The organism is Nostoc sp. (assembly GCF_036917375.1).
In the GTDB taxonomy this organism is placed as follows: domain Bacteria; phylum Cyanobacteriota; class Cyanobacteriia; order Cyanobacteriales; family Nostocaceae; genus Nostoc.
On sequence record NZ_JBALDN010000067.1, the window covers coordinates 17,182 to 40,353 of the forward strand.

The following is a 23,172-nucleotide window of genomic DNA, read 5'->3' on the forward strand; positions in this document are numbered from 1 at the left end:
TCCTAAAGTGTAATTAATCGTGGTCGTATTTTTACAGGTAACATATTAAGTTGCTATTTCACCAGCGTAGGGTTTGCCTTATTTGTGGTGTTCTCAGACTATGATAAGACAGTTTCAGCCTGAGACTGCAACGTGAAGGTGAGTGTTAACAACACAAGGTTAAGAAGTCATAGTAAAAGTGACAGTTGTTTATATATCACCCATATCTAATCGTCTCTTTAAATCATAAAATCTAAAGTGCGAGTAAATATTCTAGTAATTTAATTAATCACAGCTGATGACTACCAACCAAATTTCATATCCCAACACTAAGTTATGGATGGCAGCGATTAAACCGCCAATGTATAGCGTTGCCATTATGCCCATTTGGGTAGGAACAGCAGTGGCATTTGCCGAAACTAAAATTTTCAATGGTGTAGTATTTTCTACTTTTGTCGCTGCGGCAATCTTAATTCTTGCCTGGGAAAATATCAGTAATGATGTGTTTGATTCCGAAACAGGTATCGATCAAAATAAGCACCATTCTCTGGTGAACTTAACAGGCAATAAGCCATTAATATTTTGGATAGGAAATTTGTGTTTAGGTTTGGGGTTGCTGGGCATACTAGCGATCGCCTTTTGGCAACATGACCTAACTGTTATCGGGATAATACTGCTGTGCTGCGGTTTAGGCTACACGTACCAAGGGCCTCCCTTTCGCTTAGGATATCAGGGTTTAGGCGAGATTATTTGCTTTTTTGCCTTTGGCCCCTTAGCAGTGGAGGCAGCCTACTATAGCCAAACCCAAACTTGGTCAATGACAAGTTTAGCAGCCTCAGTGATTGTCGGGATTGCCACAACCTTAATTTTGTTTTGCTCACACTTTCACCAAGTTAAGGATGACATAGCCGCAGGCAAGCGATCGCCTATTGTCCGTCTGGGAACCCAAAAAGGGGCCAAACTCCTAGTTTGGTTTACTGGTAGCATTTATCCCCTCACTTTACTATTTGTGCTACTGGGAATTTCTCCAGCTTGGACGTTACTTAGTTGGGTGAGTTTACCCTTTGCTGTCAAATTATGTCGCCACGTCCAAGAAAATCATAACCAGCCGGACAAAGTTAGTAACTGTAAATTCATCGCCGTAGCCGTGCATTTCTGGGCTTGCTTGCTGCTTGGACTGGGATTTATGCTTTAACAATTATTAATTGATGCGTTATCAATTTGAATTTCGTCCATATCAGCGAAGATTTTTGCGATCGCTTACCACCAATCATGGTAAATGGGATATTCGTGAAGGTATTATCCTCCGTCTCACCGATGAAACTCTTAGAGTCGGTTGGGGAGAAATCGCCCCCATTAGCTGGTTTGGTTCCGAAACCCTAGAACAAGCCTTAGATTTTTGTCGCCAACTCCCAGAAGAAATCACAGACGAAACAATTTTTTCGATCCCAGATGAGTTACCTGCTTGTCAATTTGGCTTTGAGTCAGCGCAAGAATGGGAGAGTAAATTCTTTTCCATGCCCAATGCTCCATGCCCAATGCCCCATGCCCAATCTTTCAGTGCCTTATTACCATCTGGGAAAGCGGCTTTGAATCAATGGGAAATTTTATGGCAGAAGGGATATCGCACGTTTAAGTGGAAAATTGGTGTGGATGCGATCGCTGATGAACTAAAAATTTTTGAGTCACTGATACACACCTTACCAGCCTTTACCAAACTGCGATTAGATGCCAACGGTGGACTCAGCTATGAAGAAGCTAACTTATGGCTGCGGATTTGCGACAATCTCAAAGCAAATGCAGAAGTAGCCATAGAAATTGAATTTATCGAACAACCGCTACCTGTTGAACAATTTCACCAGATGTTGGAATTGAGTACGAGTTATGAAACTGCGATCGCTTTAGATGAATCTGTCGCCACACTTGGACAACTCGCCGCCTGTCATCAACAAGGTTGGCGAGGGATTTTTGTCATCAAACCTGGGATAGTTGGATCGCCATCTCGTCTGAGAAAGTTTTGTCACCAGCATCAAATTGATACTGTATTTTCATCAGTATTTGAAACTGCGATCGCTAGACTTGCAGCACTCAAGCTAGCAGCCGAATTATCCCAAAACAATAGGGCAATTGGTTTTGGCATCGACCATTTTTTTGAACAAGAAGAAACGTGGTTTCAAAGTTTATGGAACGACCTTTAGACTATCTTAATAAGCTAGCTCAAAATGATTGGCTAATCGGTTATGATAGCCATCAATTTAATCAAATAGCTCAAGAATTATATTTAGAACTAACACAACTATCAGCGTGTGGAACACCACCAAAAATAATCTTAGCTGAACGCGAACCATTACGATTTTTAGCAAGCTTTATTGCCGCTTGTGCAGCTAATTGTCCAGTTTTTCTTTGTAACCCCGATTGGGGAACACAAGAATGGCAACAAGTCTTTGATTTAGTACAGCCAGATATTATTTTGGGAATGGGGAATAGGGAATGGGGAATAGGGAATGGGAATAATTACCAATGCCCAATTCCCAATACTTCGGCTCCTTTCGACTCCGCTCAAGGCAAGTCGCTCAGTACGAGTGCCCCATGCCCACTCATAATGATTCCTACGGGTGGTTCATCAGGAGAAATTAAATTTGCAATTCACACTTGGGAAACTCTCATCTCATCGGTACAAGGATTTACAGAATACTTTCAACTAAAGCGAGTCAATTCATTTTGCGTATTACCGCTATACCACGTTAGCGGTTTAATGCAATTTATGCGCTCTTTTAGTACTGGAGGTAAGCTGGCTATACTACCCTTCAAAACAGTAGAATCTGGTGAAATACTAAATATTAAACAATCAAAATTTTTTATATCTTTAGTACCAACACAGTTACAACGCCTCCTGCAAAATCCAGAATTAACTGAATGGCTATCCCAATTTAATACTGTACTTTTGGGAGGTGCGCCAGCATGGAACGAACTACTAGAAAAAGCCAGATTTCATCGCATCCGATTAGCACCTACTTATGGCATGACAGAAACCGCCTCTCAAATTGCCACCCTCAAACCAGATGATTTTCTTAGTGGTAAAATTAGCAGTGGTCAAATTCTTCCCCATGCAAAAGTAACTATTCGCAATCAGCAAGGCCAAATTTTAAATTCCAATCAAATCGGAAGTATTACCATTCATGCTAAATCTTTAGCTCTTGGCTACTATCCTAAAACTAGAGAAAATCAAACTGATTTCCAAGTAGATGATTTAGGTTTTTTAGACGAACAAGGATATTTAAATATTGTCGGACGTAACAGCGACAAAATTATTACAGGTGGCGAAAATATTTACCCAGCAGAGATTGAATCAGCTATACAATCAACTCAAATGGTTGCCGATATTTGTGTCGTAGGTATCCCAGATAAACACTGGGGACAAGCTTTAACAGCGATTTACATTCCCAAAAAATCAGATACCTCTGCCTTAAAAATCCAAACTCTACTCAAAGACAAACTCAGCAAATTTAAAATCCCTAAATATTGGATTTCCCAGCAAAACTTACCCCGTAACTCTCAAGGTAAGATTAACCGCCAAAAGTTACAACAAATAGCCACAGAATTCCTCCAAAATTCCATCACATAATCTCTCTCGATCTTCTTCTCTCTGCGTCTTCTGCGTCTCTGCGGTTCCTCTCCAACCACTGAACTATCTCATCAGGTAATTCCTGTTTACTTCTACTACTTGCATCAATACAAACATGACGAGTAATAGCCTTAGCAACTACCACCTCAGCCACAGTAATTTCATAAATAATTTCAAACTTATCAACACCTATTTTTTGGGGAATTAAACTAACCAGCAACTTGTCCCCACCAAACATAGGGCGCAAAAAATCGACACTAGCATGAACAATGGGGAAAGCTACAGAAGGATTAGTAAAAAAATCTTTGAGATTAATACTTGATACTTCTAAAGATTCTTCATAAGCTTCATGGCAAATACCCAAAACATTAGCAAAATAAACTACCCCAGCAGCATCAGTATCTTGAAAGCGAACCGTGCGGTTATAAGTAAAAGGCATTTTTGACAATTGAATATAGCGGTTTTCACTTGAGTGAGAGACAATCAAATGTATATGGAGATCGAAGAAGCAAATTTATCATCAATAAAAGCATACTCCATACTTTCTCTCTTCTTATTCCCCTGACTTCTCCTCTATAGAAAACTGTTGGTCGAAGGTGAAAGAGTTTATTCGTTCTATCGCTCCTCGCACCTATCATGATTTAGCTCAAGCCATTAACAGGGCTTTTCAACAAGTCTCTCTTCAAGATATTCATCACTGGTTTACTCATTGTTGCTATTGCCTCACTCAACACGTTGAATAAGTATCAATTCTTCTAAATAATACCAATTCTCTAAAACTCGGCAAAAGATGGAAATCAGGAAAGTCTTGCTGGAGCTAGATTTCTTAATTGCGAATTGGTATAACTGTTGAATTCAGTAATCAAACTATAGTACACAAGTTCGTATCTCATTAGACTTCTTGCATAAGTCGGGAAAAGGGGAAAGGGGAAGGGGAAAAGGTTCTGCAAAAGTCCCTTTCCCCTTTAACCTTTACCCTTTTCCCCCTCTTGCAAAAAGCACAAATGCCAAGAGGTCTATTCAAATGCATACGATTAGGATTGGCGATCGCTCGTCAAATTATTCTAGAAAAACATGGCAAAGCGATCGCGGTGAATTCCCAACTTCGGGAAGGAACTGAATTTGTGATTCAGCTACTGTTATCGGTATAATTAAATTTTTGTTAATTTTGTTAGTTCTGGTATCAGATGGAGTCTAAACCCCCACCTGATTTGTCTCCTTGTACCCTTCTTCAAGCTTTCCCTGCTACCACCGAGTTTTTCTTCAAAAGTTCCACAGCGGCTTGATATTGCAGATCCGCTTCAGTACCAATTTGTTCGCGGTTAATGGCTGGTTGGGAAATAACTTTATCTGGCTTAATACCTAGTTTGTTAATATCCCGGTGTTCAGGAGTTTCATACTTAGCAATTGTGACTGCTAAACCCGAACCATCTGATAATTCAAACAAGGATTGAATTAAGCCCTTGCCAAAGGTGGTTTCACCTACCAACTGGGCACGACCATTATCTTGAAGTGCGCCAGCCAGAATCTCACTGGCACTGGCAGTTCCTTGATTCACCAAAATCACCAGAGGATCTTTTGTTAGGGCTGGCCCAAAGGCTTCAAAACTACCTTGAATACCTTGTCGGTTAACAGTGTAAACAATAGTGCCAGAGTCTAACCAGAGACGGGCAATTTCAATTCCTGATTGCAATAATCCCCCAGGATTATTTCGTAAATCTAGAATGTAGGCAGCAGCGCCTTTTTTTTCTAGACTAGAAATAGCGTGTGCCAACTCTGTTGAAGCGTTGGCATTAAATTGTGTAAGACGTAGGTAGCCAATGGGTGTACCCTCAGCAGAAACACGCAAATCTGAAACCACAGGGTTAAGGGCAATGCGATCGCGTGTCAGTCTAATTTCCGTTTCTGCCTCTCCGTCCCGTTCGATTACCAGAGTCACAAGGCTGCCACTCGGCCCGCGCATTCTGGTAGCAGCTTCATCAAGGGTGAGGTTTTCTGTGGAAACACCTTCAATTTTGAGAATGCGATCGCGTGGTCGAATCCCCGCTTTATCTGCCGGTGAACCGGCGATAGGAGCCACTACTTCTAACTTCCCATTCTCAGAATTCAAGGCAATTTGCAATCCTACCCCAGTCAGTTCCCCAGAAGTATTGACCTGCAAGCTGCGATACTGTTCTGGATCTAAAAAGCGGGTAAAAGGATCGTCGAGACTCTTGAGCATCTTCCCAATTGCCTCATAACTGGCATTTGAGTCTGGCAGTGGTTTTTCCAGAACCTTTTGCCGCACAGCCGCCCAGTTTTGATGATTAAATGTCTCATCTAGATAAGTACGATTAACAATTCGCCAAACTTCCGAAACCAGCTTTTGTTCTCCAGTCAAAGCCAGCGCTGGCTGAGTGAGCGTACCCAACGCCAAGCAAAATGCCATTAACAATGAAAATCCAACCCGAAAGACTTGTTTATTCATGAACCCCATTATCAATTCCACCTCAACCCAAATTGCCTAGATAATGCCCACTTCCTCTGTTGTTGATGAAATCTATCTCTCGATTATGTTACTTTTTTTATAGAAGTGGTGCATTTTTCTCATCAAGTTGTTCAGTCAACTGATGCATCGTATCCACTCACCAAAGGATAAAATCTACTTTGTGTCCACCATTTTGTGTGTAGGGGCGTAAAGAGATCGCAATATATTCCATCTTTACAGAGTGTAAAGTTTCTGAAGTCTCTTAGCACACTGAAAGCTGAAAAGCAAACAAAAAAACTCCCCTTTACTAAAATCCCAAAATTGCTAATTGGGAGAGAAGTCTGAGCGAAGGCTTCTGCCGATTCAGAACTTCGGGATTTATCAACCGCAACCGACTTTTAGGAACTTGAGATTGTATGGCCAACGTTTACGACTGGTTTGAGGAACGCCTGGAAATTCAGGCACTCGCCGAAGACGTTACTAGCAAGTACGTCCCTCCCCACGTCAATATCTTTTACTGCCTGGGTGGAATTACCTTGGTTTGCTTTCTCATCCAGTTTGCTACTGGATTTGCCATGACGTTCTACTACAGGCCAACAGTTACTGAAGCTTTCTCCTCAGTGCAGTACATCATGACTGAAGTAAACTTCGGTTGGCTAATTCGCTCCATTCATCGCTGGTCCGCCAGCATGATGGTGTTGATGATGATTTTGCACGTCTTCCGGGTTTATCTGACTGGTGGTTTCAAAAAGCCCCGCGAATTGACCTGGGTAAGTGGTGTAATCCTAGCTGTGATCACCGTTTCTTTCGGAGTTACCGGCTATTCTCTACCTTGGGATCAAGTTGGCTACTGGGCTGTGAAAATCGTTAGCGGCGTACCAGAAGCAATTCCCGTGGTTGGAGTTCTGATTTCCGACCTATTGCGCGGCGGTTCCAGTGTTGGTCAAGCAACATTAACTCGTTACTACAGCGCACACACATTTGTACTGCCTTGGTTGATTGCAGTATTCATGCTATTTCACTTCTTGATGATCCGCAAGCAAGGCATTTCCGGGCCTTTGTAATCTCAGCTATTAGCGAAAGGCAACATTTGTTAGTTTTCAGATCGAGTTGTTTGTTTTAAACTTATGAAACACAAGAATTAATTGCACATAAGTTCCAAAAAACAAATACTTGTATCTGAAGCCTAAAGCTATGGAAAACCTTCAGGCAGATGACTGTAGATATAGAAACGCTGTTTCTTGCCTGTTGGTTGCCTAGTAGCTGATAGCTTTCACAAATGCTTTAATTTAACTTAAGCAAGAGAGCAGATTTCAAAATGTCAACACAAAAAAAACCTGACCTGAGCGATCCTCAGTTAAGAGCCAAACTCGCTAAAGGCATGGGTCACAACTACTATGGTGAACCCGCTTGGCCAAATGACTTACTTTACGTCTTTCCAATTGTGATCATGGGTTCCTTCGCTGCGATTGTCGCTCTAGCTGTGCTAGATCCCGCAATGACCGGCGAACCAGCAAATCCTTTCGCCACACCATTGGAAATTTTGCCAGAGTGGTACTTGTATCCAGTCTTCCAAATTTTGCGATCGCTTCCTAACAAACTTTTAGGAGTGTTAGCAATGGGTTCCGTACCAGTAGGGCTAATCCTCGTTCCCTTTATTGAGAACGTGAATAAGTTCCAAAACCCCTTCCGCCGTCCAGTTGCAACCACAGTATTCCTTGTTGGTACTCTTGTCACCGTGTGGCTAGGTATTGGTGCTGCTTTGCCATTGGATAAATCTTTGACCTTGGGACTATTCTAAATTAGTCACCACAAAGTGCTTTGACGCCTGTAAGTTTCAAGAGCAGATGCAGATGTGCTTTTGAAAGTAATCAACAGGCGTCAATTTTAACAGGAAAGAATTCAGAAGTCAGAAGCTAGAATTTAGAATTAAATTGCGAACGAAAAAGCGGATAACGCCACCAAAGCGAGTCTGTGTATCTTACGGGAAAGCAAGTTATGCATAGCGTCTTATAGATAGTGTCTGCATAAATGGGTTTAAGTTCCCCACTCAGTAAATATGCTTTTTTTAGTGCTCAACAAGATAGTGTTGGATCTGTAGCTAGATCCCGCAGTGTATCCCTCACTGATTTCCTTCTAAATTCTGAATTCTTCTTCAATAGTTCAGATTGCATCTGGGATTTGAAGTTTTGGATGAAAAAGCTATTCCAAAATCTCAAATCATCGAAAGTCAACGAATACAAACATTTCTTACTTACTTAACGTAAGTTGCTAGTTACAACCCTCAGAATGCCAAAATCATTCATGTTTTGTATTTTGGTACATAGAATATGTCAATTTAGATTTTTTTATGTTAGAGAAATTTTGCGAACAGTGCAGAATTTAATAACTAGCAACTTGGGTTTACTTATATTCAACTCACAGTTAATGCTTAGTATAGTGCAGCAAGACCATCTGACGGTTAAGAGCGAACTCAGGCTCTTAAACCAGGTGCAAGAATGGTTTGAGCAATTTTGTCTGCAACACTTGTCTCAACTTGGCTGGTCAAAAACTCAACTCGATCGCCTCAATTTAGCATTAGCAGAAGGTTTTACCAACGCTGTTCGTCACGCTCATCATGCTTTACCCCCGGAAACAACCATTGAGATTAACGTTTATCTATGGATTGACCGACTAGAGATTAGAATTTGGGATTATGGAAAACCTTTCAATCCTGATGCGATCGCAGAGCCAGCCCCAGGTACTCTGCAAGTAGGTGGGTATGGATGGTTTCTCCTGCGGCGGTTGGCTGACCGGGTTGTATACGAACGTGGTGCGGATGGTAGAAATTGCCTGCTCATTGTCAAATACTCTGTAGAAGCACAAAAGTAACAGGGAAATAGTCAAGGCTAAAGGAAGGAAAGAATAATTCTGATGTCAATTTTGGCTTGTGAGCGGAGTGGAGTGTAGGGAAGGAGTATCGACTGTACAATACTCTCTTACTAGCTCGCTCGTACTTAGGAGTCAAACAAATTAAAACTTTTCATAATAATCGTCACCAAGCTAACGAATATTTTGCTCAAACTTGAACTACACACTTTCAAACAAAAGCAGTTTTTCCTGAAAGACATAGTTATTTGATTGATAAAAGTATACTTTTTTCAGTATTATTTAAATTGTATAAATATTTTTTTTACGTTAAATTGCTTATTTATTATGATTTTTTTGTAAAATCTTAAGTAAGAATTTTGTATAAAAAAATTAATGAATATAGTAAAAATAGCATTCGAGCTACACTAGCTCCCTTGTTAAGATTTGTCAGCAGTGTTGCGAGTCTTAATGTTTGTTCTCCAACAAGTGCCATTTCGTGCTTAAAGAGATAGACAAAATCGGGGACAAAATATGAATAAGACAGCCCTAATTACAGGAATTACTGGTCAAGATGGCTACTATCTCAGCCATTTGCTCCTCAACCGTGGTTATCGAGTTGTCGGATTAGTACCCCCACATCGACAACCTAATTTGACAAAACTGGGAATACTGGCAAATCAGGTAGAAATTTTTACGGTTGACTTGAGGGATAGTGCGGCACTGTTGACCGCTATTGAACAATTGCGTCCCCAAGAAATTTACAATTTGGCGGCTCCCAGTTTTGTACCCGACTCTTGGAACGACCCATTGGGAACCCTGGATTTAATAACTGGTACAGCTACTAGACTCTTGGAAGCAGTACGAAAAGTTGGTTTGTCTACCAGATTTTATCAAGCCAGCAGTTCAGAAATGTTTGGCGATGTATTCCTCTCGCCTCAAGATGAGGAAACCGCTTTTCGTCCCAAAAATCCTTATGCTGCGGCTAAAATGCACGCCCACTGGACGATGTTGCATCACAGACAGCGATATGGACTATTTGCCTGTAGCGGAATTTTATATAATCACGAGTCTCCTCTACGCGCACCTCAGTTTGTCACACGCAAAGTTTCTTTGGCGGCTGCATCAATTAAATTGGGTTTAACTGACACCTTAGAAATGGGTAATCTTGATGCCAAACGTGATTGGGGCTTTGCAGGTGATTATGTAGAAGCAATGTGGCTAATGTTGCAAATTGATGAACCAGAAGAATATGTGATTGGCACTGGTAAACTGCATAGTGTTAGAGATTTAGTTGTCACAGCCTTTGAGTCCGTCGGATTGGATTGGACGCAGTATGTAGTATTAAATACTAGCTTGTTGCGACAAGATGAGCATTTTCAACTAGTAGCTAACCCCAGTAAAGCTAAAAAAAACCTTGGCTGGGAACCCCAAGTAAGCTTTGAGGAACTTTTAGAAAAAATGGTAAAAACAGATTTGGAGCGGTTACAAAGCGGTGCGTTGGATGAAGTCCTTGCCGCAGGCATCGCACCCTTACCGCGAGTGTAAATAATCTAAAATGCACATCACTACAGTGACAAAAAACCTAGATTTAGGTGATAAAGTTAACAAAAAAACTAACCATGTCTTCGTGTTTTTAGAAATTTTTGCTCACGAAGGTGGCATTCAATCGTATATAAAAGATATTTTTCGCGCTTATTTGGGATTGGGCCAAGACTACAAGGCAGAAGTATTTTTGCTCCGAGATAGTGCTGATAGCTTAAATCCCTTTGAAGACGAGAACTTAAAATTTCATTACTTTAAAAATCAGTCTCCCTATTTGGGGAGATTGCAAATGGCAGCAGCTTTACTGAAATGTCTATTGCAGAGCCGTCCGCAGCAAGTTTTCTGCGGTCACATTAACTTAGCTGTATTAATCCAAACACTTTGCCAGCCCTTGGGGATTCCTTACACCGTGCTAACTTACGGCAAAGAAGTCTGGGAACCGTTGAAAAATCAGGAACGTCGTGCCCTGATATCAGCAGATAGAATTTGGACAATTAGTCGCTACAGCCGCGATCGCGCTTGTGTTGCTAATAGTCTAAACCCGAAAATGGTACAGATGATGCCTTGTGCAATTGATGCAGATAAATTTACTCCTGGTTCCAAACAACCAGAATTAGTCCAGAAGTATGGCTTAACTGGCGCAAAAGTGTTAATGACAGTAGCGCGGTTATGGTCAGGAGATATTTACAAGGGTGTAGATGTTACGATTCGGGCGCTACCACAAATAGCTGAAGTTTTCCAAGAAGTGAAATATTTGGTAATTGGTCGCGGCGATGACCAACCACGATTGGCGCAGCTAGCAAAAGATTTAGGTGTGAGCGATCGTGTCGTGTTTGCTGGTTTCGTTGCCACAGAAGAATTAATGGAACATTACCGCCTTGCTGACGCCTATATTATGCCTTCGCAAGAAGGCTTTGGCATAGTTTATCTAGAAGCAATGGCTTGTGGAGTGCCGGTGTTATCTGGTGACGACGATGGCTCTGCTGACCCCTTGCAGGATGGTAAACTGGGATGGCGAGTCCCGCACCGCAATCCTGATGCTGTAGCAACAGCTTGTATAGAAATGCTTCAAGGGGATGACCAGCGATGTGATGGAGAGTGGCTGCGACAACAGGCGATCGCTCTATTTGGCATCAATGCCTTTCAACAGCACTTACAAAAAATGCTGCTATCCTCAGTAATAAAGTCCATTTGAGTCCAAATGACAAACTATCAATGATTCATAACTAATGACTAAAATCGCTATCCTAGAAGGAGAGCAGGACAAAATTTATTAAAAATGAGCTTTAAGTCATTTCAATTGAATCTTTTAAATCTCCGCCCTTGGCTTACCCTGCTGGCAGTTGTTTGGCTGCTGGCATCAGTGGGCTTGGGTTGGTTAGTTAATTCATTGCTAATTATTTTCGGGTTACTGTTGTTAGCACCTATTGTGGCTTTTTTCGGCTTTCGTTGGTGGCTGCAACGCAACTTGGTTGCCGATCAATGTCCCGTCTGTGGATATGAATTTACAGGTTTAAATAACAGTCAGTTGCAATGTCCTAACTGTAAAGAGTTGCTGTTAGTACAAAATAGTCATTTTCAGCGCTTTACACCAGAAGGCACAATTGATGTCACTGCTGTCGAAGTTCCAGCCAAATCACTGGAAGAATAGTTAAGGAGCGTTAGTCATTAGCAAAGCATAAATGACTAATGACTATTTATTTTTTTGCGAGATTGAGAGGTTGTAAGTATACTGTTGCGGGGATAGTTCGCCTACATACAGCGAGTATTTTCCTGCCTGCCAATAACCAGAAAGTTCTGACTTACCTCCAGAGTAACTATCTGCTAGTACACAAAAACGCCCCCCAGGTCCGTCGATCAGCAGTGTTGGCTTTCCTTTACTCTCTACTGTTAATCGTAAATAAGGTAGTGACTCTGTTACTTGGATAACTTGACTGGGTTCAGTAGTAATATTGCCACAATTACTTTTGACAGTTCCCCCAGATTTTCCATTTAAAATTAATGGATCGGGTTGGGAATTTCGATTAATTTGGATTGTTGGTGTCTGTGCCAAATTAGCCTCAGTGAAAGCCAAACTCATGGCCAAAGTTGTGGGAATAATTGCAAGCAGCCTAAGAGTCTTCATTTTAATTAATGCTCCAGATTTTTTTAGAGCAATATTGTTATACAGTCCGATTTATATAGACGACAGCAATCACTCTTAGTTCCGAAAGCTGCCGTATAAAGTAATACTAGTCAGTTAAGGGTTATTTGTGAAGATTTGATAGGTGTATGTAGAGAGGTTGCATTGCAACCTCTCTAGAATTGATGTCTGAAAGGTCTTGCACCCAAAAACATTAGCTAAAATCACTAAGACAACCACCAAAAATAGAATTTGGTTGGTCTATTGTTGAATAAGTGTGCTAATGAGGTAGGAAAGATTGATGAATCCTCAACCAGAAGAAGATTTACAGCGTCGCCTCGATAAGCTAGAGGCAGAGATTAATTCCCCGCCTGGGGTGGTTTCACAAGAACAAAAACAAACGCCCCAGTCTATTTTTGCCAGCTTCAACTTGCAACTAGAGCGATTTCAGATTTGGTTCAATAGCTTATCTGGTGTGAAAAAGCTGATAGTTGCGGGTGTGACGGTGCTAGTAGGCTTGGCGATACTGCAAGCAGTGTTTAAACTAGTTGCATCTGTAATCAGTCTGGCACTTTTGGCAGTGTTAGTGTATGTTGGATACAAATTTTTTGTGTCTGGTAGCTTTCAACGTAAGCAATAAGTTGATATGCATTTACTTTGCACTCTGCCCGGAGTTATGACAGTCAGGAGCCGGAATAAAAACGGCTTCTGACTTACAAAGGATTTCAAGGAAGGTGGAGTACAGAAACGAAGTGTCAAAACAAGGTATAAAGCCTATTTTACTTCGGAATACTGACTCCTGAATTCTGAATTCTGCTAGATAACTCCTAAATCCTATTTCAATATGCTTTTCTTTTTGCTGACGAGCTTAGTCTATTTTTATTGTGCCGATCGCGGCGGCGTAGAAATAATATCAAAGGAAATTATACGATGACATCACCAATTGTCAGAAGAACTAGTAATCAATCTGGTCAGTCAAAAAAATCGGAAAGAGCCAATTCTCTGCTGCTAGCAAGTAGGCGTTTTGCTGCTTGGGCGGCTGAAATTACATTAGTGGTGACTAGTGGGTTGATTCCCTTCGGCATTGGTGTCTATGCCAATTCTAGAAGCGATCTGAACCGAGTGCCGCTTAACCCCGTGCTGGTAGTCACAGAAAGAGCGATCGCCAGACCCCTAGCTCTACCTGTGAGCTATGGCATCCGTAACGTTGCATGGCCGACTAATATTTTGTGGACAATCGCCTTGTTAGCGCCTGTAACTCTTTCGTGGTGGCAATTATATTTATTAGCTAAGACTGGTAGTACAATTCCGAAACGTTGGTTAAAAGTGCGGGTTGTCAACGAGCAAGGGAAGCCGCCCGGATTGGGGGCAGTTGTAATTAGAGAAGGAGTTGGGCGTTGGACTGTACCTATTTCCATAGCCTATTTGCTATGGCGCTACAGCTTTGCTTTTCCGAATTTAGGATTATTCACATTTTTGTCTTTATTAATGATTGTGGGTGAAGGGATAGGCTTACCATCGCGTCGGGGGCGTCGCGCATTCCACGATCGACTCGCAGGTACTCATACCATTGATGCAGTTTTAACTAGCAACAGAGAAGCTCAGTCTGCTGACGGTAATGAAGGAGCACAAGAGTGGCAAGAGGGAGAAGAATTAGCGGCAGATCGAACCAGCCAGTCACCTAATTTGTGGCGGCGAATACAGCAAAATCCCAATCTGACTTTGTTTGGGGTTGGGCTGACGAGTATGACTGCTGTGCTGGCAACTTTAATCGGCACTCAAGTTTATATCCAAATTCAACAATCCCAGCGAGCAACCAAGCAAATCAACAGCCAACAATTCCTCGAACTTGTCAAACAATTGACTCCCAACTCTGGGGCGACTAATGAGCAACGTCAAAGTGCAATTCTGGCTATGGGTGGTCTTAATGACCCACAATCGATTAAATTTCTGGCGGATTTATTAGTTAGCGAAACTGACCCCAGCCTTCTGGATACAATTCAACAAGCTTTGACAACTGTCGGGCCCCAAGCCATCCCAGAGCTCAAAAATAAGAATCAGTTTTTGGTCAGCGAACTGGAATCTGTGGGTAGCACTGCAACCAAAGAGCGGGAATTACGCCAAGGTCGGCTACAAAGAAACCAACGGACAATTAACAAGATTCTCTCTGTTTATAGCGGAAAAAAAATTGAGGGTGTTGACCTTAGTAGCACTCAATTAGGTCAAAGCGGTACTTCCGGAAGTTCCTTCTTTAACTTGGTACTGGACAATCTTGATTTATCAGGAGTTAAGTTTAAATCTGCAAATCTTAACCAAGCCAGCTTTAAGGGTACCCGCTTCCGAGGCGTGGGTGAAGATGGACGCTGGGATACCTATGACGATGTAATGGCTGATTTAAGCCAAGCTCAATTACAGCAAGCCAATCTTACTGATGCTAACCTCAGTCGCGTCTTGATGAACCGCATCGATTTGAGTCGTGCCACTCTTAACAGAGCCAACTTATCCAACGCCCGTCTATATGATGCTAAACTCAACAGCACCCAATTAGTAGGAGCCGATCTGCGAAACGCAGTTTTGGAAAAAGCCAGCTTGACTGGGGCAGATTTAGGCGATGCCAAATTGAACGAAGCCAATCTGTATGCAGCGCGTTTAGGTCGCGCCACTGCCATCGGTACGCAATTATCTTTTGCCAACTTAACTAACACTGATTGGCAAGGGGCAGATTTATCAGGAGCTTATTTGGATCGTGCTAATCTCAGCAATGCTAACCTCAGTGCTACTCGTTTAACTGGTGTTGTTTTACGTTCTGCCCAAATGGAAAACGTTAACTTGCAAAATGCCGACCTGAGTCTTGCAGATTTACGAGGGGCAAATGTTGCTGGAGCAGATTTTAAAGGGGCAATTCTTGCTCCTAGCAAACAAGATCCAGCAGATCAATTTGTCCAAACCCCAGATTTAGGCTCAGTATCAGCCGTAGTCCAAGGGGTTGATTTTTCTCAAGCCAAAAATTTAGATGCCAAGCAATTAGCATACATTTGTACTCAAGGAGGGATTCATCCCCGTTGCCCGTAGAATGGAGGGGGTAGGGGAGCAGAGGGGCAGAGGGGCAGGGGAGCAGAGAGGACAAGGTGACAAAAGTTTAGAACTTATAACCAGTCTTTCTCCTTGTCCCCAAGTCCTCTTTCCAATGCCCAATGCCCAATAATAAAATGGTGTGAGGATTTGGTTATGAAGTATATTCCATCTTTGGTTTCAGTTTTAGGGGCTGGTTTGGTCTTGAGTCTGGCGAGTACGAAACCAGCACAAGCTCAAGTAGCTTATGGCAGTTATATTGGTATCGGCCCCACTGTTGGTTTTACCGATGGTATCCAATTTGGAGGCGTAATCGCGGGGCGTTACAAGCTTCTGGAAGCACCAATTTCACTCCGCGCTCAAGTGTTAATTGGTAATAATACGGCTGTTGTACCAACGGTTTCTTACGATTTACCCCTCAACTGGCAAGCTGATGCCTACCTGGGTGCTGGATTAGTGCTGGCTGGTGGTGGTGGTTCTTCTCCTGTGGGCGACAAAATTAGTTTTGCTTTACAACCGGGCATTGATTATATGATCCCAAACAGCAATACTGTCCTTTTTGGCAATGCCATTATTGCTTTTGATGCCTACCGAGATAGCAGTGGTACAGCTATCTCGGTACAAGGTGGCGTTGGTTTAAGATTTTAAGGGACACGCTATCCCTAAGAAGCGTTAAACTTCATTGCAAATTAAGAAGTTAGTCCAAACAACATGATAGTTTTTGGTCATGAAGAGAGACAGCACAGGATTAACACAGGAGAACACAGTGGCAATGGAATCAAATTTATTAACGGATGCGGGCGCAGATGAAATGAATCAAGATTTCAGTGAATATGTTGCCAACTTGCAACTTCACATGACTCTGCAAGCTCGCAATCTTGTTCCAACGCTGAAGCAAACACTGGTAGATAGTCGCCACCAATTACTCCATCAAACCCAAGCCCACTTTGAAAAGCTAGTTTCTCGGCAAGGGTTATAAAATATATACAAATTTTAATCAAAATTCAAATAAAATAAGGGCAGATGTTGTTGGGTCAATGCCAATGGTGTTCTCACAAGGTCTGCTTTTTCTGCTTTTTAAGTATTAAGTTACTAAAATCACCCTTTTGGCACAATAGTAGAGAGCAGAAACTAGTTAAGATTATTGCAGCAGTTCCTTCCTTTGAAGAGCAGTTAGTTAAGGCTAAATGGCGGCTCGAATAAAAATGACTTCATTACTTCCCAGAAACCTCAGCGTTGTTATCCGACCAGTCCAATACCGGGATCTGGACGGCATTGAGCGCATAACTCAAGAGTCATTCGCAGCCCTTACTCCGAAGGGAGCAGGTTTTGCCATCAGCCAGATGCAAAGGCTGCGTCGCTGGTATGGATTACTCAAATTTTTAAGTTGGTTTCCTAACCCATTACAGTATCGCCTCTGTGCTTTTGTTGCAGAGCAAGGGCGGATACTTTTAGGGATGATTCAAGTCTCACCCTTTAACCGCACACGTAGTACTTGGCGGATCGATCGAGTGCTGCTAGAGCGTGGTGTCGATAAACAAGGAATTGGTTCGCAACTTTTGCGTCATTGCTTTGAATCAATTCTGGAAGCTCGGACTTGGCTACTAGAAGTTAATATCAATGATATAGAGGCGCTGGCATTATATCGACAAAATGGATTCCAGCGTCTAGCAGAAATGACATACTGGGAAATTGGACCAGAATTATTGGCTGAATTGGCACAAGCAGAGCCAGACTTGCCCAACCTCTTGCCTATAAGTAATGCTGATGCCCAGTTGCTATATCAACTAGATACGGCATCAATGCCACCTTTGGTGCGTCAGGTTTTTGACCGTAATACCCGCGACTTTAAAACCAGTTTGTTTGGCGCTTTAAGTGATGCAGTAAAGCAATGGCTTACCAAAACAGAAGTAGTTAGTGGTTACGTATTTGAACCGCAACGCAAAGCTGCGATCGGCTATTTTCAGGTGCAACTCGATCGCAAGGGTGAAGTTCCCCATACTGCAACGCTGACAGTTCATCCTGCTTACACGTGGCTGTATCCAGAATTACTATCTCAACTGGCTCGCATTGCCCAAGATTTTCCCCAGCAAGGGTTACAACTAGCCTCCTCAGACTATCAGGCAGAGCGAGAAGAATATTTGGAGCGAATTGGGGCAAAACGCATAGAACATACATTAGTGATGTCTCGCTCTGTGTGGCACAAATTACGAGAGTCGAAATTCGTTTCCTTAGAAGGAATCCAGTGGACAGATATGCTGCAAGGTTTACAACCGACTCGTAAACCTATACCAGGTGGGATGTCATGGATACAACCAGGAAAGTTGCCATCGTCAGATAAACCACTGCCAATCAAGTCAGAACCGATTAACTTTCCGGTAAAAAACCCTAGCATAGAAACATCGCCGATTACTGAATCAGCAGATGGACAGCAGGAGAATTAGTGTGGTATCCCAAGAGCAACCAAAACCCTTTATTTCAGCCTTGGGGCTAGATTTTGGTCGCAAGCGGATTGGTGTGGCTGGGTGCGATCGCACGGGTTTAATTGCTACGGGTATCACCACAATTGAGCGTGCATCTTTTGAGCAAGATGTCGAGCAAATCCGACAAATAGTTAATGAACGTGAGGTGCAAGTTCTAGTTATGGGCTTACCTTATTCAATGGATGGCTCATTAGGATTTCAGGCTCGTCAAGTTCAAAAATTTACTACAAGGCTTGCTAAAGCACTAAACTTGCCTGTGGAATATATGGATGAGCGATTAACTTCATTTCAAGCAGAGCAACTGTTGATAGCTGAAAACCGCTCCCCATCACGCCATAAAGGTTTGATTGACCGCAAGGCAGCGGCTTTAATTTTGCAACAATGGCTGGATATTAAGCGTGCCAACTCTCGCAGTTCAGTTGCGGCTATTGAATATTGATACCTTTTAACATGATATTCTGAAAACGATTAGCCAGCAGTTGTATCTACGTATAAAGCTATTTGTTTGACATAATAATATGTCATTAACTATAGTTAAACGATTTTCAAGCTTGCTGGTATTTATTAAATTTCTACATTTCGGCTATGTTTTCCTCTCCATTTCCTGAAGAAAATGATAACGCTCATGCGGGTTCCATCACTTTAACCGATGACAAAGGGCGATCGCTCGACTGTTACATAGAGCATTCCCTAGAGGTAGATGGACAAGAATACGTTTTGCTTCTTCCTGTAGACTCACCTGTAGAAATTTTTTCTTGGGAAGGTGACGGTGAGGAAGAAGAAGCGGTTCTGGTAGAAGATGACACAATCATTGAGCAAATTTTTGCTAATGCCCAAGCTGTACTATCTGAGCAGAACTTGGTACTGAAGAACACAGCTTATGCTTTGACTGTTGCAGGTGATTTACCGCCAGTGGAAGAATCAGAACTCTTCACCCTAGAAATCGAAGACGAAGAGGCAGATTTAGAGCCTGAGCAATTACAGCTACTTGCTAGCTTTTATGAGGAAGATCAGGAGTATGCAATTTATACACCTCTAGATCCCCTGTTGTTTTTTGCACGGATAACAAAAACAGGTGAACCTGAATTGCTTTCTCCAGAGGAGTTTCGGAAAGTGCAACCTCTGTTAGAAGAACATCTTTTTAATGAAGTGGAATAAGATTAAAAATTCAAAATGAAAATATTACATTTTGAATTTTTAATTGGGAATTTTCATTTTAATCAAAATCTACCTAAACCTTTTACTATGTCCCATTAAATGTGGAAGCTATGAAACATTGACACTAAATTGGGACAATTAGTATTGTTTAAGATTATGGAACGAGCATTTTGGTTGTGATTTTCAATTCCATTATCTAAATCTAAAATTGGTATGAGGTGCTGAAAATGGCTTATAGCGATTTTACATTAAGTAAATTTAAAAAGTCGTTCAGCGTCCGCATTGATGAAGAAACTGATTTATGTGCTGACATACAACCTTTACAGGCAAGTGAGAAACTCAAAAATTCTTTAGAAGAAACTACAGAACTGGCTTTAGCAATTAATACTGAAAAAGCTCGTTCAGAAATGATTATCACTCCGATATTGTTGGAGATAAGACGCAGAGCGAGTTATCATATTAGCTTATTTTCAGGAACAGACTTTAATGTAGATGCAGAAAAAGGTCTGAATGGATGCTGTGACTTTATCATCAGTCGTTCTAAAGAGCAGCTAACAATTAATGTGCCAGTGGTGGTTATTATTGAAGCCAAAAATGAAAATATTAAAGGTGGATTAGGTCAATGTGCAGCTGCAATGTTGGCAGCACAATTGTTTAATCAACAAGAAGGAAATGAAATCAGAAAAATTTATGGTGCGGTAACACCAGGGGATATTTGGAAGTTTTTGAAGTTAGAAGAAAACGATATATTTATTGATTTGAGTAATTATTACATCAAAGAAATAGATAAAATTTTAGGGATTTTATCTCAAAATGTTCAGGGAGACATTCCAGGATGGAGTTCGACTAACTAAACTATATTGGGTTATGCTCATTTGTCTTAGCTATCTACATTTGACTGTTGACTATGGTCTGGAACAATCTTTTACAGCCTGACTTGATTTTAGAGGGTTCAGTGTTGAACCTAACACCAGATATTATCCAAAAATACGGGCTTAAAGGGCTGGTATTGGATGTAGATGAAACTTTAGTACCCTTTACAGTCGGGATAGCTTCCCCAGAACTACGAGAGTGGGTAGAGCAAATCCGTACCTGTACTGCACTGTGCTTGGTGAGTAACAACCTCAGTGAAGCGCGAATTGGTGGAATTGCGCGATCGCTCAACTTGCCTTACTACTTGGGTGCAGCCAAGCCTTCCCGACGCAAAATTAGAGCCGCACTGAAGGGAATGGATTTACCAGTGCATCAAGTGGGGATGGTAGGCGATCGCTTGTTTACCGATGTTTTAGCTGGTAATCGTCTGGGAATGTTTACCATTTTAGTCGAACCAATTGTTCATGCCGACGCGGCTCTGCGCTCTCATCCCGTCCGCAACTTTGAAGTTTGGATATCGGAAATTTTGGGAGCCTCTATTACCCCCAAGAAAACCAAGATTCACAAAAGTTGAGAAATCGTCAGGAAAGTAAATCTAAAGAAATGGTTAAGGAATCATACTGGAAGCAAAAAATCGGGGATCATAAGTATTAATAACATAGGGTCAGCCAAAAAAGATCCTAACTCATAATAAGTAAATATACTTCCGTAAAGCGTCAACCTTCACTATAGAAGGATTGGCGCTTTACAATTTCTTTAGTCATTTGTCCTTTGTCATAAGTCATTGGTCATTCGTCAGTTACTAATGACCAATGACTTATGACCGATGACTAATAAACAATGATTAATGACTAATGACTAATGGCTAATGGCTAAAACAATTGTTGTCAAAATCGGTACTTCCAGCCTAACTCAACCAGAAACGGGACAATTAGCACTTTCTACTATTGCTAGCTTGGCGGAAACACTCTGCAATTTAAGACGCCAAGGACATCGGGTGATTTTGGTTTCTTCTGGCGCTGTAGGCGTGGGTTGTGCGCGATTGGGTTTAACTGAACGTCCGAAAGCGATCGCACTCAAACAGGCTGTAGCAGCAGTTGGACAAGGCAGGTTAATTCGGATATATGATGATTTATTTACTACCTTGCAACAGGCGATCGCTCAAGTATTATTGACACGCAGTGACCTGGTACAGCGGAGCCGCTATCTCAACGCCTACAACACTTTTCAGGAACTACTGGAACTAGGAGTGATTCCGATAGTAAATGAAAATGATACCGTAGCAATAGACGAACTAAAATTTGGTGATAATGATACCCTTTCGGCATTAGTTGCCAGCTTAGTAGAAGCAGATTGGCTATTTTTACTCACCGATGTCGATCGGTTGTACTCAGCCGATCCGCGTTCCGTGCCAGACGCGCGGCCGATCGCTCTAGTTAGTAGCATTAAGGAATTAGCAGAATTACAAATACAAACAGGTTCCCAAGGTTCTCGGTGGGGTACTGGTGGGATGGTGACAAAAATTTCGGCTGCAAGGATTGCGATCGCTGCGGGAGTCCGTACCGTAATTACCCAAGGGCGATTTCCCCGGAATATCGAAAAAATTATCCAAGGCGAACTGATTGGGACGCATTTTGAACCGCAACCCGAACCAACTTCGGCGCGTAAACGTTGGATAGCTTACGGACTTGTACCTGCGGGAAAATTGTATTTAGATGAAGGTGCGATCGCGGCAATTTCTCTAGCAGGAAAATCGTTATTAGCAGCGGGAATTAAGGCATTAGAGGGAGAGTTTGACACACAAAATGCCGTGCAATTGTGTGACAGCAACGGTAACGAAATTGCCAGAGGACTTGTCAATTACAACAGCAATGAATTGCAAAAGATTCGCGGGTGTCATTCACGAGAAATTTCCACAATTTTAGGTTATGGCGGTGCGGAAACCGTGATTCATCGGGATAACTTGGTTTTGACTTAAAATGGAGCGCCGATAGTCTAATAACCCAAGTTGCAGGTTATAAAAATCTGGATGCTCTGTAACCGTCGATTCAGGCGCTCGCACATGACAAGTTGACGGTTGTTGAAGTGCAACTGTAACTTAGAGTTAAGCCAATATAAAAGTGTTAACTCGGTTTAAAGTATTAAAATTAACTTATTAGATAAACGCTTGTTGGAGAGTAAATGCAAAAATAAATGCTTGGAGTTTCAGTAAAAACCCTTCATATGTGACCGCATGAATCGATTTTGGAAAAACACGAGTAATACTACTAAATACGGTTTCAATATAATGCCGAGTAGATTGTTTAATGTATTGATTCCAGGGCAGGTCTTGACGCTTGGAATTCTTTTTCCGCATCACTTTTAACGATATCTGACTAGTTTCTTCGAGGTTATCCTCAACAGTGTAATCGGTATACGCTGAATCACCATAAACTTCACTTGCCTTTGGCAGATTTACCGGCAAAGCATTTAATGCACGTACATCAGAAGCGCTACCAAGCATGAACACGAATTCGACTGGAATACCAGTTTTGGTAGTTAATAACTGAACTCTAACCCCATAGAAATAGCGTTTTTTAGACGCGATATAACCCGGAGGCAGAGCGTCTCCGGCTCCGCTCTGTATTCCTTTGACTTGATTAATCGAACATTAAAAATCCGAATATTGTCACATATTGGTACTGGAAACGAGTCTAAAAGATATTCAGTAAAATCATTATTTTTTTTGAGTATCATGCCGATTTGATGAAATAAGTCATTGATTAACATTGCGACAAATGGAAAACTGAAACACTTATCCAATGGATGTTTCACAATCCAAAATCTAAAATCTAAAATGGTATTAGATGCGGCGTGACTGTTATTTTAGATGCATCGCTCCTAGACAAGATGAGTGTATCTATGATAAAAGCCCCAGGCTGTGAGGCGTGGGGCTTTATGTTAGAATAATAACCTGGCATCGAGCTATTTTTGCGTAGGGCAACCCCTAAACTATCGTTGC

The 23,172-nt window shown here is 41.8% G+C and carries 23 protein-coding genes and 1 pseudogene; 20 read left to right on the forward strand and 4 right to left on the reverse strand.

The annotated features are described in order from the left end of the window. Positions 1-277 precede the first annotated feature (277 nt). Genes menA through V7K45_RS18890 form a run of 3 tightly spaced genes read left to right on the forward strand, consistent with a single transcriptional unit; the run spans position 278 to position 3,604 of the window. Positions 278-1,174 (forward strand): 2-carboxy-1,4-naphthoquinone phytyltransferase, encoded by an 897-nt coding sequence (menA, locus tag V7K45_RS18880; protein ID WP_335006042.1) that lies wholly within the window; start codon positions 278-280, stop codon positions 1,172-1,174. 13 nt (positions 1,175-1,187) lie between these two features. Next, the gene (locus V7K45_RS18885) at positions 1,188-2,177 is read left to right on the forward strand and encodes an o-succinylbenzoate synthase (RefSeq protein ID WP_335006044.1); all 990 of its coding nucleotides are present in this window, start codon (positions 1,188-1,190) and stop codon (positions 2,175-2,177) included. Then, on the forward strand, positions 2,162-3,604 hold the full coding sequence (locus V7K45_RS18890) for a 2-succinylbenzoate--CoA ligase (protein ID WP_335006046.1): 1,443 nt from the start codon (positions 2,162-2,164) through the stop codon (positions 3,602-3,604). The genes V7K45_RS18885 and V7K45_RS18890 overlap by 16 nt, the downstream gene beginning before the upstream one ends. Here V7K45_RS18890 and V7K45_RS18895 read toward each other — a convergent pair. Then, positions 3,597-4,043 carry an acyl-CoA thioesterase gene (locus tag V7K45_RS18895; protein WP_335006048.1) on the reverse strand — a complete coding sequence of 149 codons (447 nt, stop codon included), beginning with the start codon at positions 4,041-4,043 and terminating at the stop codon, positions 3,597-3,599. The two genes, V7K45_RS18890 and V7K45_RS18895, sit on opposite strands and share 8 nt — an antisense overlap. Before the next feature lie 565 nt (positions 4,044-4,608). On the opposite strand from V7K45_RS18895, the gene V7K45_RS18900 reads away from it, so the two are divergent. After that, on the forward strand, positions 4,609-4,755 hold the full coding sequence (locus tag V7K45_RS18900) for an ATP-binding protein (protein ID WP_335006050.1): 147 nt from the start codon (positions 4,609-4,611) through the stop codon (positions 4,753-4,755). A gap of 80 nt (positions 4,756-4,835) precedes the next feature. Here V7K45_RS18900 and ctpA read toward each other — a convergent pair whose 3' ends face one another. After that, on the reverse strand, positions 4,836-6,080 hold the full coding sequence (ctpA, locus tag V7K45_RS18905) for a carboxyl-terminal processing protease CtpA (protein ID WP_335006052.1): 1,245 nt from the start codon (positions 6,078-6,080) through the stop codon (positions 4,836-4,838). A 407-nt stretch (positions 6,081-6,487) separates the two neighbouring features. On the opposite strand from ctpA, the gene petB reads away from it, so the two are divergent. From petB to V7K45_RS18935, 6 genes are all read left to right on the forward strand, one after another. After that, entirely contained in the window at positions 6,488-7,135 is a 648-nt protein-coding gene (gene petB, locus V7K45_RS18910) for a cytochrome b6 (RefSeq protein ID WP_179064867.1), read from the forward strand. Positions 7,136-7,389: 254 nt separating this feature from the next. Beyond that, the gene (gene petD / locus V7K45_RS18915; RefSeq protein ID WP_181930359.1) at positions 7,390-7,872 is read left to right on the forward strand and encodes a cytochrome b6-f complex subunit IV; all 483 of its coding nucleotides are present in this window, start codon (positions 7,390-7,392) and stop codon (positions 7,870-7,872) included. 626 nt (positions 7,873-8,498) lie between these two features. Next, positions 8,499-8,942, forward strand: a complete 444-nt coding sequence (locus tag V7K45_RS18920; protein ID WP_292744744.1) for an ATP-binding protein — start codon at positions 8,499-8,501, stop codon at positions 8,940-8,942. 510 nt (positions 8,943-9,452) lie between these two features. Next, positions 9,453-10,466 (forward strand): GDP-mannose 4,6-dehydratase, encoded by a 1,014-nt coding sequence (locus V7K45_RS18925; protein ID WP_335006054.1) that lies wholly within the window; start codon positions 9,453-9,455, stop codon positions 10,464-10,466. Between the two features lie 10 nt (positions 10,467-10,476). Next, positions 10,477-11,658: a glycosyltransferase family 4 protein gene (locus V7K45_RS18930; protein ID WP_335006056.1), complete on the forward strand. Its 1,182-nt coding sequence runs from the start codon at positions 10,477-10,479 to the stop codon at positions 11,656-11,658. Positions 11,659-11,742: 84 nt separating this feature from the next. Then, positions 11,743-12,114: a hypothetical protein gene (locus V7K45_RS18935; RefSeq protein ID WP_335006058.1), complete on the forward strand. Its 372-nt coding sequence runs from the start codon at positions 11,743-11,745 to the stop codon at positions 12,112-12,114. Between the two features lie 42 nt (positions 12,115-12,156). Here the strand turns inward: V7K45_RS18935 and V7K45_RS18940 are convergent, their stop codons facing one another. Further along, the gene (locus V7K45_RS18940; RefSeq protein ID WP_335006060.1) at positions 12,157-12,588 is read right to left on the reverse strand and encodes a hypothetical protein; all 432 of its coding nucleotides are present in this window, start codon (positions 12,586-12,588) and stop codon (positions 12,157-12,159) included. A 298-nt stretch (positions 12,589-12,886) separates the two neighbouring features. Between V7K45_RS18940 and V7K45_RS18945 the strand changes: the two genes are divergently transcribed. From V7K45_RS18945 to proB, 10 genes are all read left to right on the forward strand, one after another. Next, positions 12,887-13,225, forward strand: coding sequence for a hypothetical protein (locus V7K45_RS18945; protein WP_335006062.1), 339 nt, complete (start codon positions 12,887-12,889; stop codon positions 13,223-13,225). Positions 13,226-13,515: 290 nt separating this feature from the next. Beyond that, positions 13,516-15,657 (forward strand): pentapeptide repeat-containing protein, encoded by a 2,142-nt coding sequence (locus V7K45_RS18950; RefSeq protein WP_335006065.1) that lies wholly within the window; start codon positions 13,516-13,518, stop codon positions 15,655-15,657. A gap of 156 nt (positions 15,658-15,813) precedes the next feature. Continuing rightward, positions 15,814-16,305, forward strand: a complete 492-nt coding sequence (locus tag V7K45_RS18955; protein WP_335006067.1) for a hypothetical protein — start codon at positions 15,814-15,816, stop codon at positions 16,303-16,305. Between the two features lie 124 nt (positions 16,306-16,429). Next, entirely contained in the window at positions 16,430-16,636 is a 207-nt protein-coding gene (locus tag V7K45_RS18960) for a hypothetical protein (RefSeq protein WP_104907762.1), read from the forward strand. Between the two features lie 208 nt (positions 16,637-16,844). Further along, entirely contained in the window at positions 16,845-18,101 is a 1,257-nt protein-coding gene (locus V7K45_RS18965) for a GNAT family N-acetyltransferase (protein WP_335006069.1), read from the forward strand. After that, positions 18,082-18,579: a Holliday junction resolvase RuvX gene (gene ruvX / locus V7K45_RS18970; RefSeq protein ID WP_335006071.1), complete on the forward strand. Its 498-nt coding sequence runs from the start codon at positions 18,082-18,084 to the stop codon at positions 18,577-18,579. Before V7K45_RS18965 ends, ruvX begins: the two co-directional genes overlap by 20 nt. A gap of 146 nt (positions 18,580-18,725) precedes the next feature. After that, a complete protein-coding gene (locus V7K45_RS18975; RefSeq protein ID WP_322682818.1) occupies positions 18,726-19,298 on the forward strand; it encodes a DUF3727 domain-containing protein in 573 nt (190 codons plus the stop codon). Positions 19,299-19,525: 227 nt separating this feature from the next. Beyond that, entirely contained in the window at positions 19,526-20,152 is a 627-nt protein-coding gene (locus tag V7K45_RS18980) for a hypothetical protein (RefSeq protein ID WP_335006074.1), read from the forward strand. 53 nt (positions 20,153-20,205) lie between these two features. Continuing rightward, a complete protein-coding gene (locus V7K45_RS18985) occupies positions 20,206-20,745 on the forward strand; it encodes a YqeG family HAD IIIA-type phosphatase (RefSeq protein WP_335006077.1) in 540 nt (179 codons plus the stop codon). 294 nt (positions 20,746-21,039) lie between these two features. Then, complete coding sequence (gene proB / locus V7K45_RS18990; protein WP_335006079.1) at positions 21,040-22,149, forward strand: glutamate 5-kinase; 1,110 nt, start codon at positions 21,040-21,042, stop codon at positions 22,147-22,149. Positions 22,150-22,326: 177 nt separating this feature from the next. On the opposite strand, the pseudogene V7K45_RS18995 reads toward proB, so the two are convergent. Then, positions 22,327-22,946: pseudogene (locus V7K45_RS18995) on the reverse strand (IS982 family transposase); the annotation flags it as partial. Positions 22,947-23,172 lie beyond the last annotated feature (226 nt).

What these genes read in the sequence shown, in the direction of transcription:
- menA (WP_335006042.1), top strand. Translation starts at nt 278, where the DNA reads ATGACTACCAACCAAATTTCATATCCCAACACTAAGTTATGGATGGCA.
- V7K45_RS18885 (WP_335006044.1), top strand. Translation starts at nt 1,188, where the DNA reads ATGCGTTATCAATTTGAATTTCGTCCATATCAGCGAAGATTTTTGCGA.
- V7K45_RS18890 (WP_335006046.1), top strand. Translation starts at nt 2,162, where the DNA reads ATGGAACGACCTTTAGACTATCTTAATAAGCTAGCTCAAAATGATTGG.
- V7K45_RS18895 (WP_335006048.1), bottom strand. Translation starts at nt 4,043, where the DNA reads ATGCCTTTTACTTATAACCGCACGGTTCGCTTTCAAGATACTGATGCT.
- V7K45_RS18900 (WP_335006050.1), top strand. Translation starts at nt 4,609, where the DNA reads ATGCCAAGAGGTCTATTCAAATGCATACGATTAGGATTGGCGATCGCT.
- ctpA (WP_335006052.1), bottom strand. Translation starts at nt 6,080, where the DNA reads ATGGGGTTCATGAATAAACAAGTCTTTCGGGTTGGATTTTCATTGTTA.
- petB (WP_179064867.1), top strand. Translation starts at nt 6,488, where the DNA reads ATGGCCAACGTTTACGACTGGTTTGAGGAACGCCTGGAAATTCAGGCA.
- petD (WP_181930359.1), top strand. Translation starts at nt 7,390, where the DNA reads ATGTCAACACAAAAAAAACCTGACCTGAGCGATCCTCAGTTAAGAGCC.
- V7K45_RS18920 (WP_292744744.1), top strand. Translation starts at nt 8,499, where the DNA reads ATGCTTAGTATAGTGCAGCAAGACCATCTGACGGTTAAGAGCGAACTC.
- V7K45_RS18925 (WP_335006054.1), top strand. Translation starts at nt 9,453, where the DNA reads ATGAATAAGACAGCCCTAATTACAGGAATTACTGGTCAAGATGGCTAC.
- V7K45_RS18930 (WP_335006056.1), top strand. Translation starts at nt 10,477, where the DNA reads ATGCACATCACTACAGTGACAAAAAACCTAGATTTAGGTGATAAAGTT.
- V7K45_RS18935 (WP_335006058.1), top strand. Translation starts at nt 11,743, where the DNA reads ATGAGCTTTAAGTCATTTCAATTGAATCTTTTAAATCTCCGCCCTTGG.
- V7K45_RS18940 (WP_335006060.1), bottom strand. Translation starts at nt 12,588, where the DNA reads ATGAAGACTCTTAGGCTGCTTGCAATTATTCCCACAACTTTGGCCATG.
- V7K45_RS18945 (WP_335006062.1), top strand. Translation starts at nt 12,887, where the DNA reads ATGAATCCTCAACCAGAAGAAGATTTACAGCGTCGCCTCGATAAGCTA.
- V7K45_RS18950 (WP_335006065.1), top strand. Translation starts at nt 13,516, where the DNA reads ATGACATCACCAATTGTCAGAAGAACTAGTAATCAATCTGGTCAGTCA.
- V7K45_RS18955 (WP_335006067.1), top strand. Translation starts at nt 15,814, where the DNA reads ATGAAGTATATTCCATCTTTGGTTTCAGTTTTAGGGGCTGGTTTGGTC.
- V7K45_RS18960 (WP_104907762.1), top strand. Translation starts at nt 16,430, where the DNA reads ATGGAATCAAATTTATTAACGGATGCGGGCGCAGATGAAATGAATCAA.
- V7K45_RS18965 (WP_335006069.1), top strand. Translation starts at nt 16,845, where the DNA reads ATGGCGGCTCGAATAAAAATGACTTCATTACTTCCCAGAAACCTCAGC.
- ruvX (WP_335006071.1), top strand. Translation starts at nt 18,082, where the DNA reads ATGGACAGCAGGAGAATTAGTGTGGTATCCCAAGAGCAACCAAAACCC.
- V7K45_RS18975 (WP_322682818.1), top strand. Translation starts at nt 18,726, where the DNA reads ATGTTTTCCTCTCCATTTCCTGAAGAAAATGATAACGCTCATGCGGGT.
- V7K45_RS18980 (WP_335006074.1), top strand. Translation starts at nt 19,526, where the DNA reads ATGGCTTATAGCGATTTTACATTAAGTAAATTTAAAAAGTCGTTCAGC.
- V7K45_RS18985 (WP_335006077.1), top strand. Translation starts at nt 20,206, where the DNA reads ATGGTCTGGAACAATCTTTTACAGCCTGACTTGATTTTAGAGGGTTCA.
- proB (WP_335006079.1), top strand. Translation starts at nt 21,040, where the DNA reads ATGGCTAAAACAATTGTTGTCAAAATCGGTACTTCCAGCCTAACTCAA.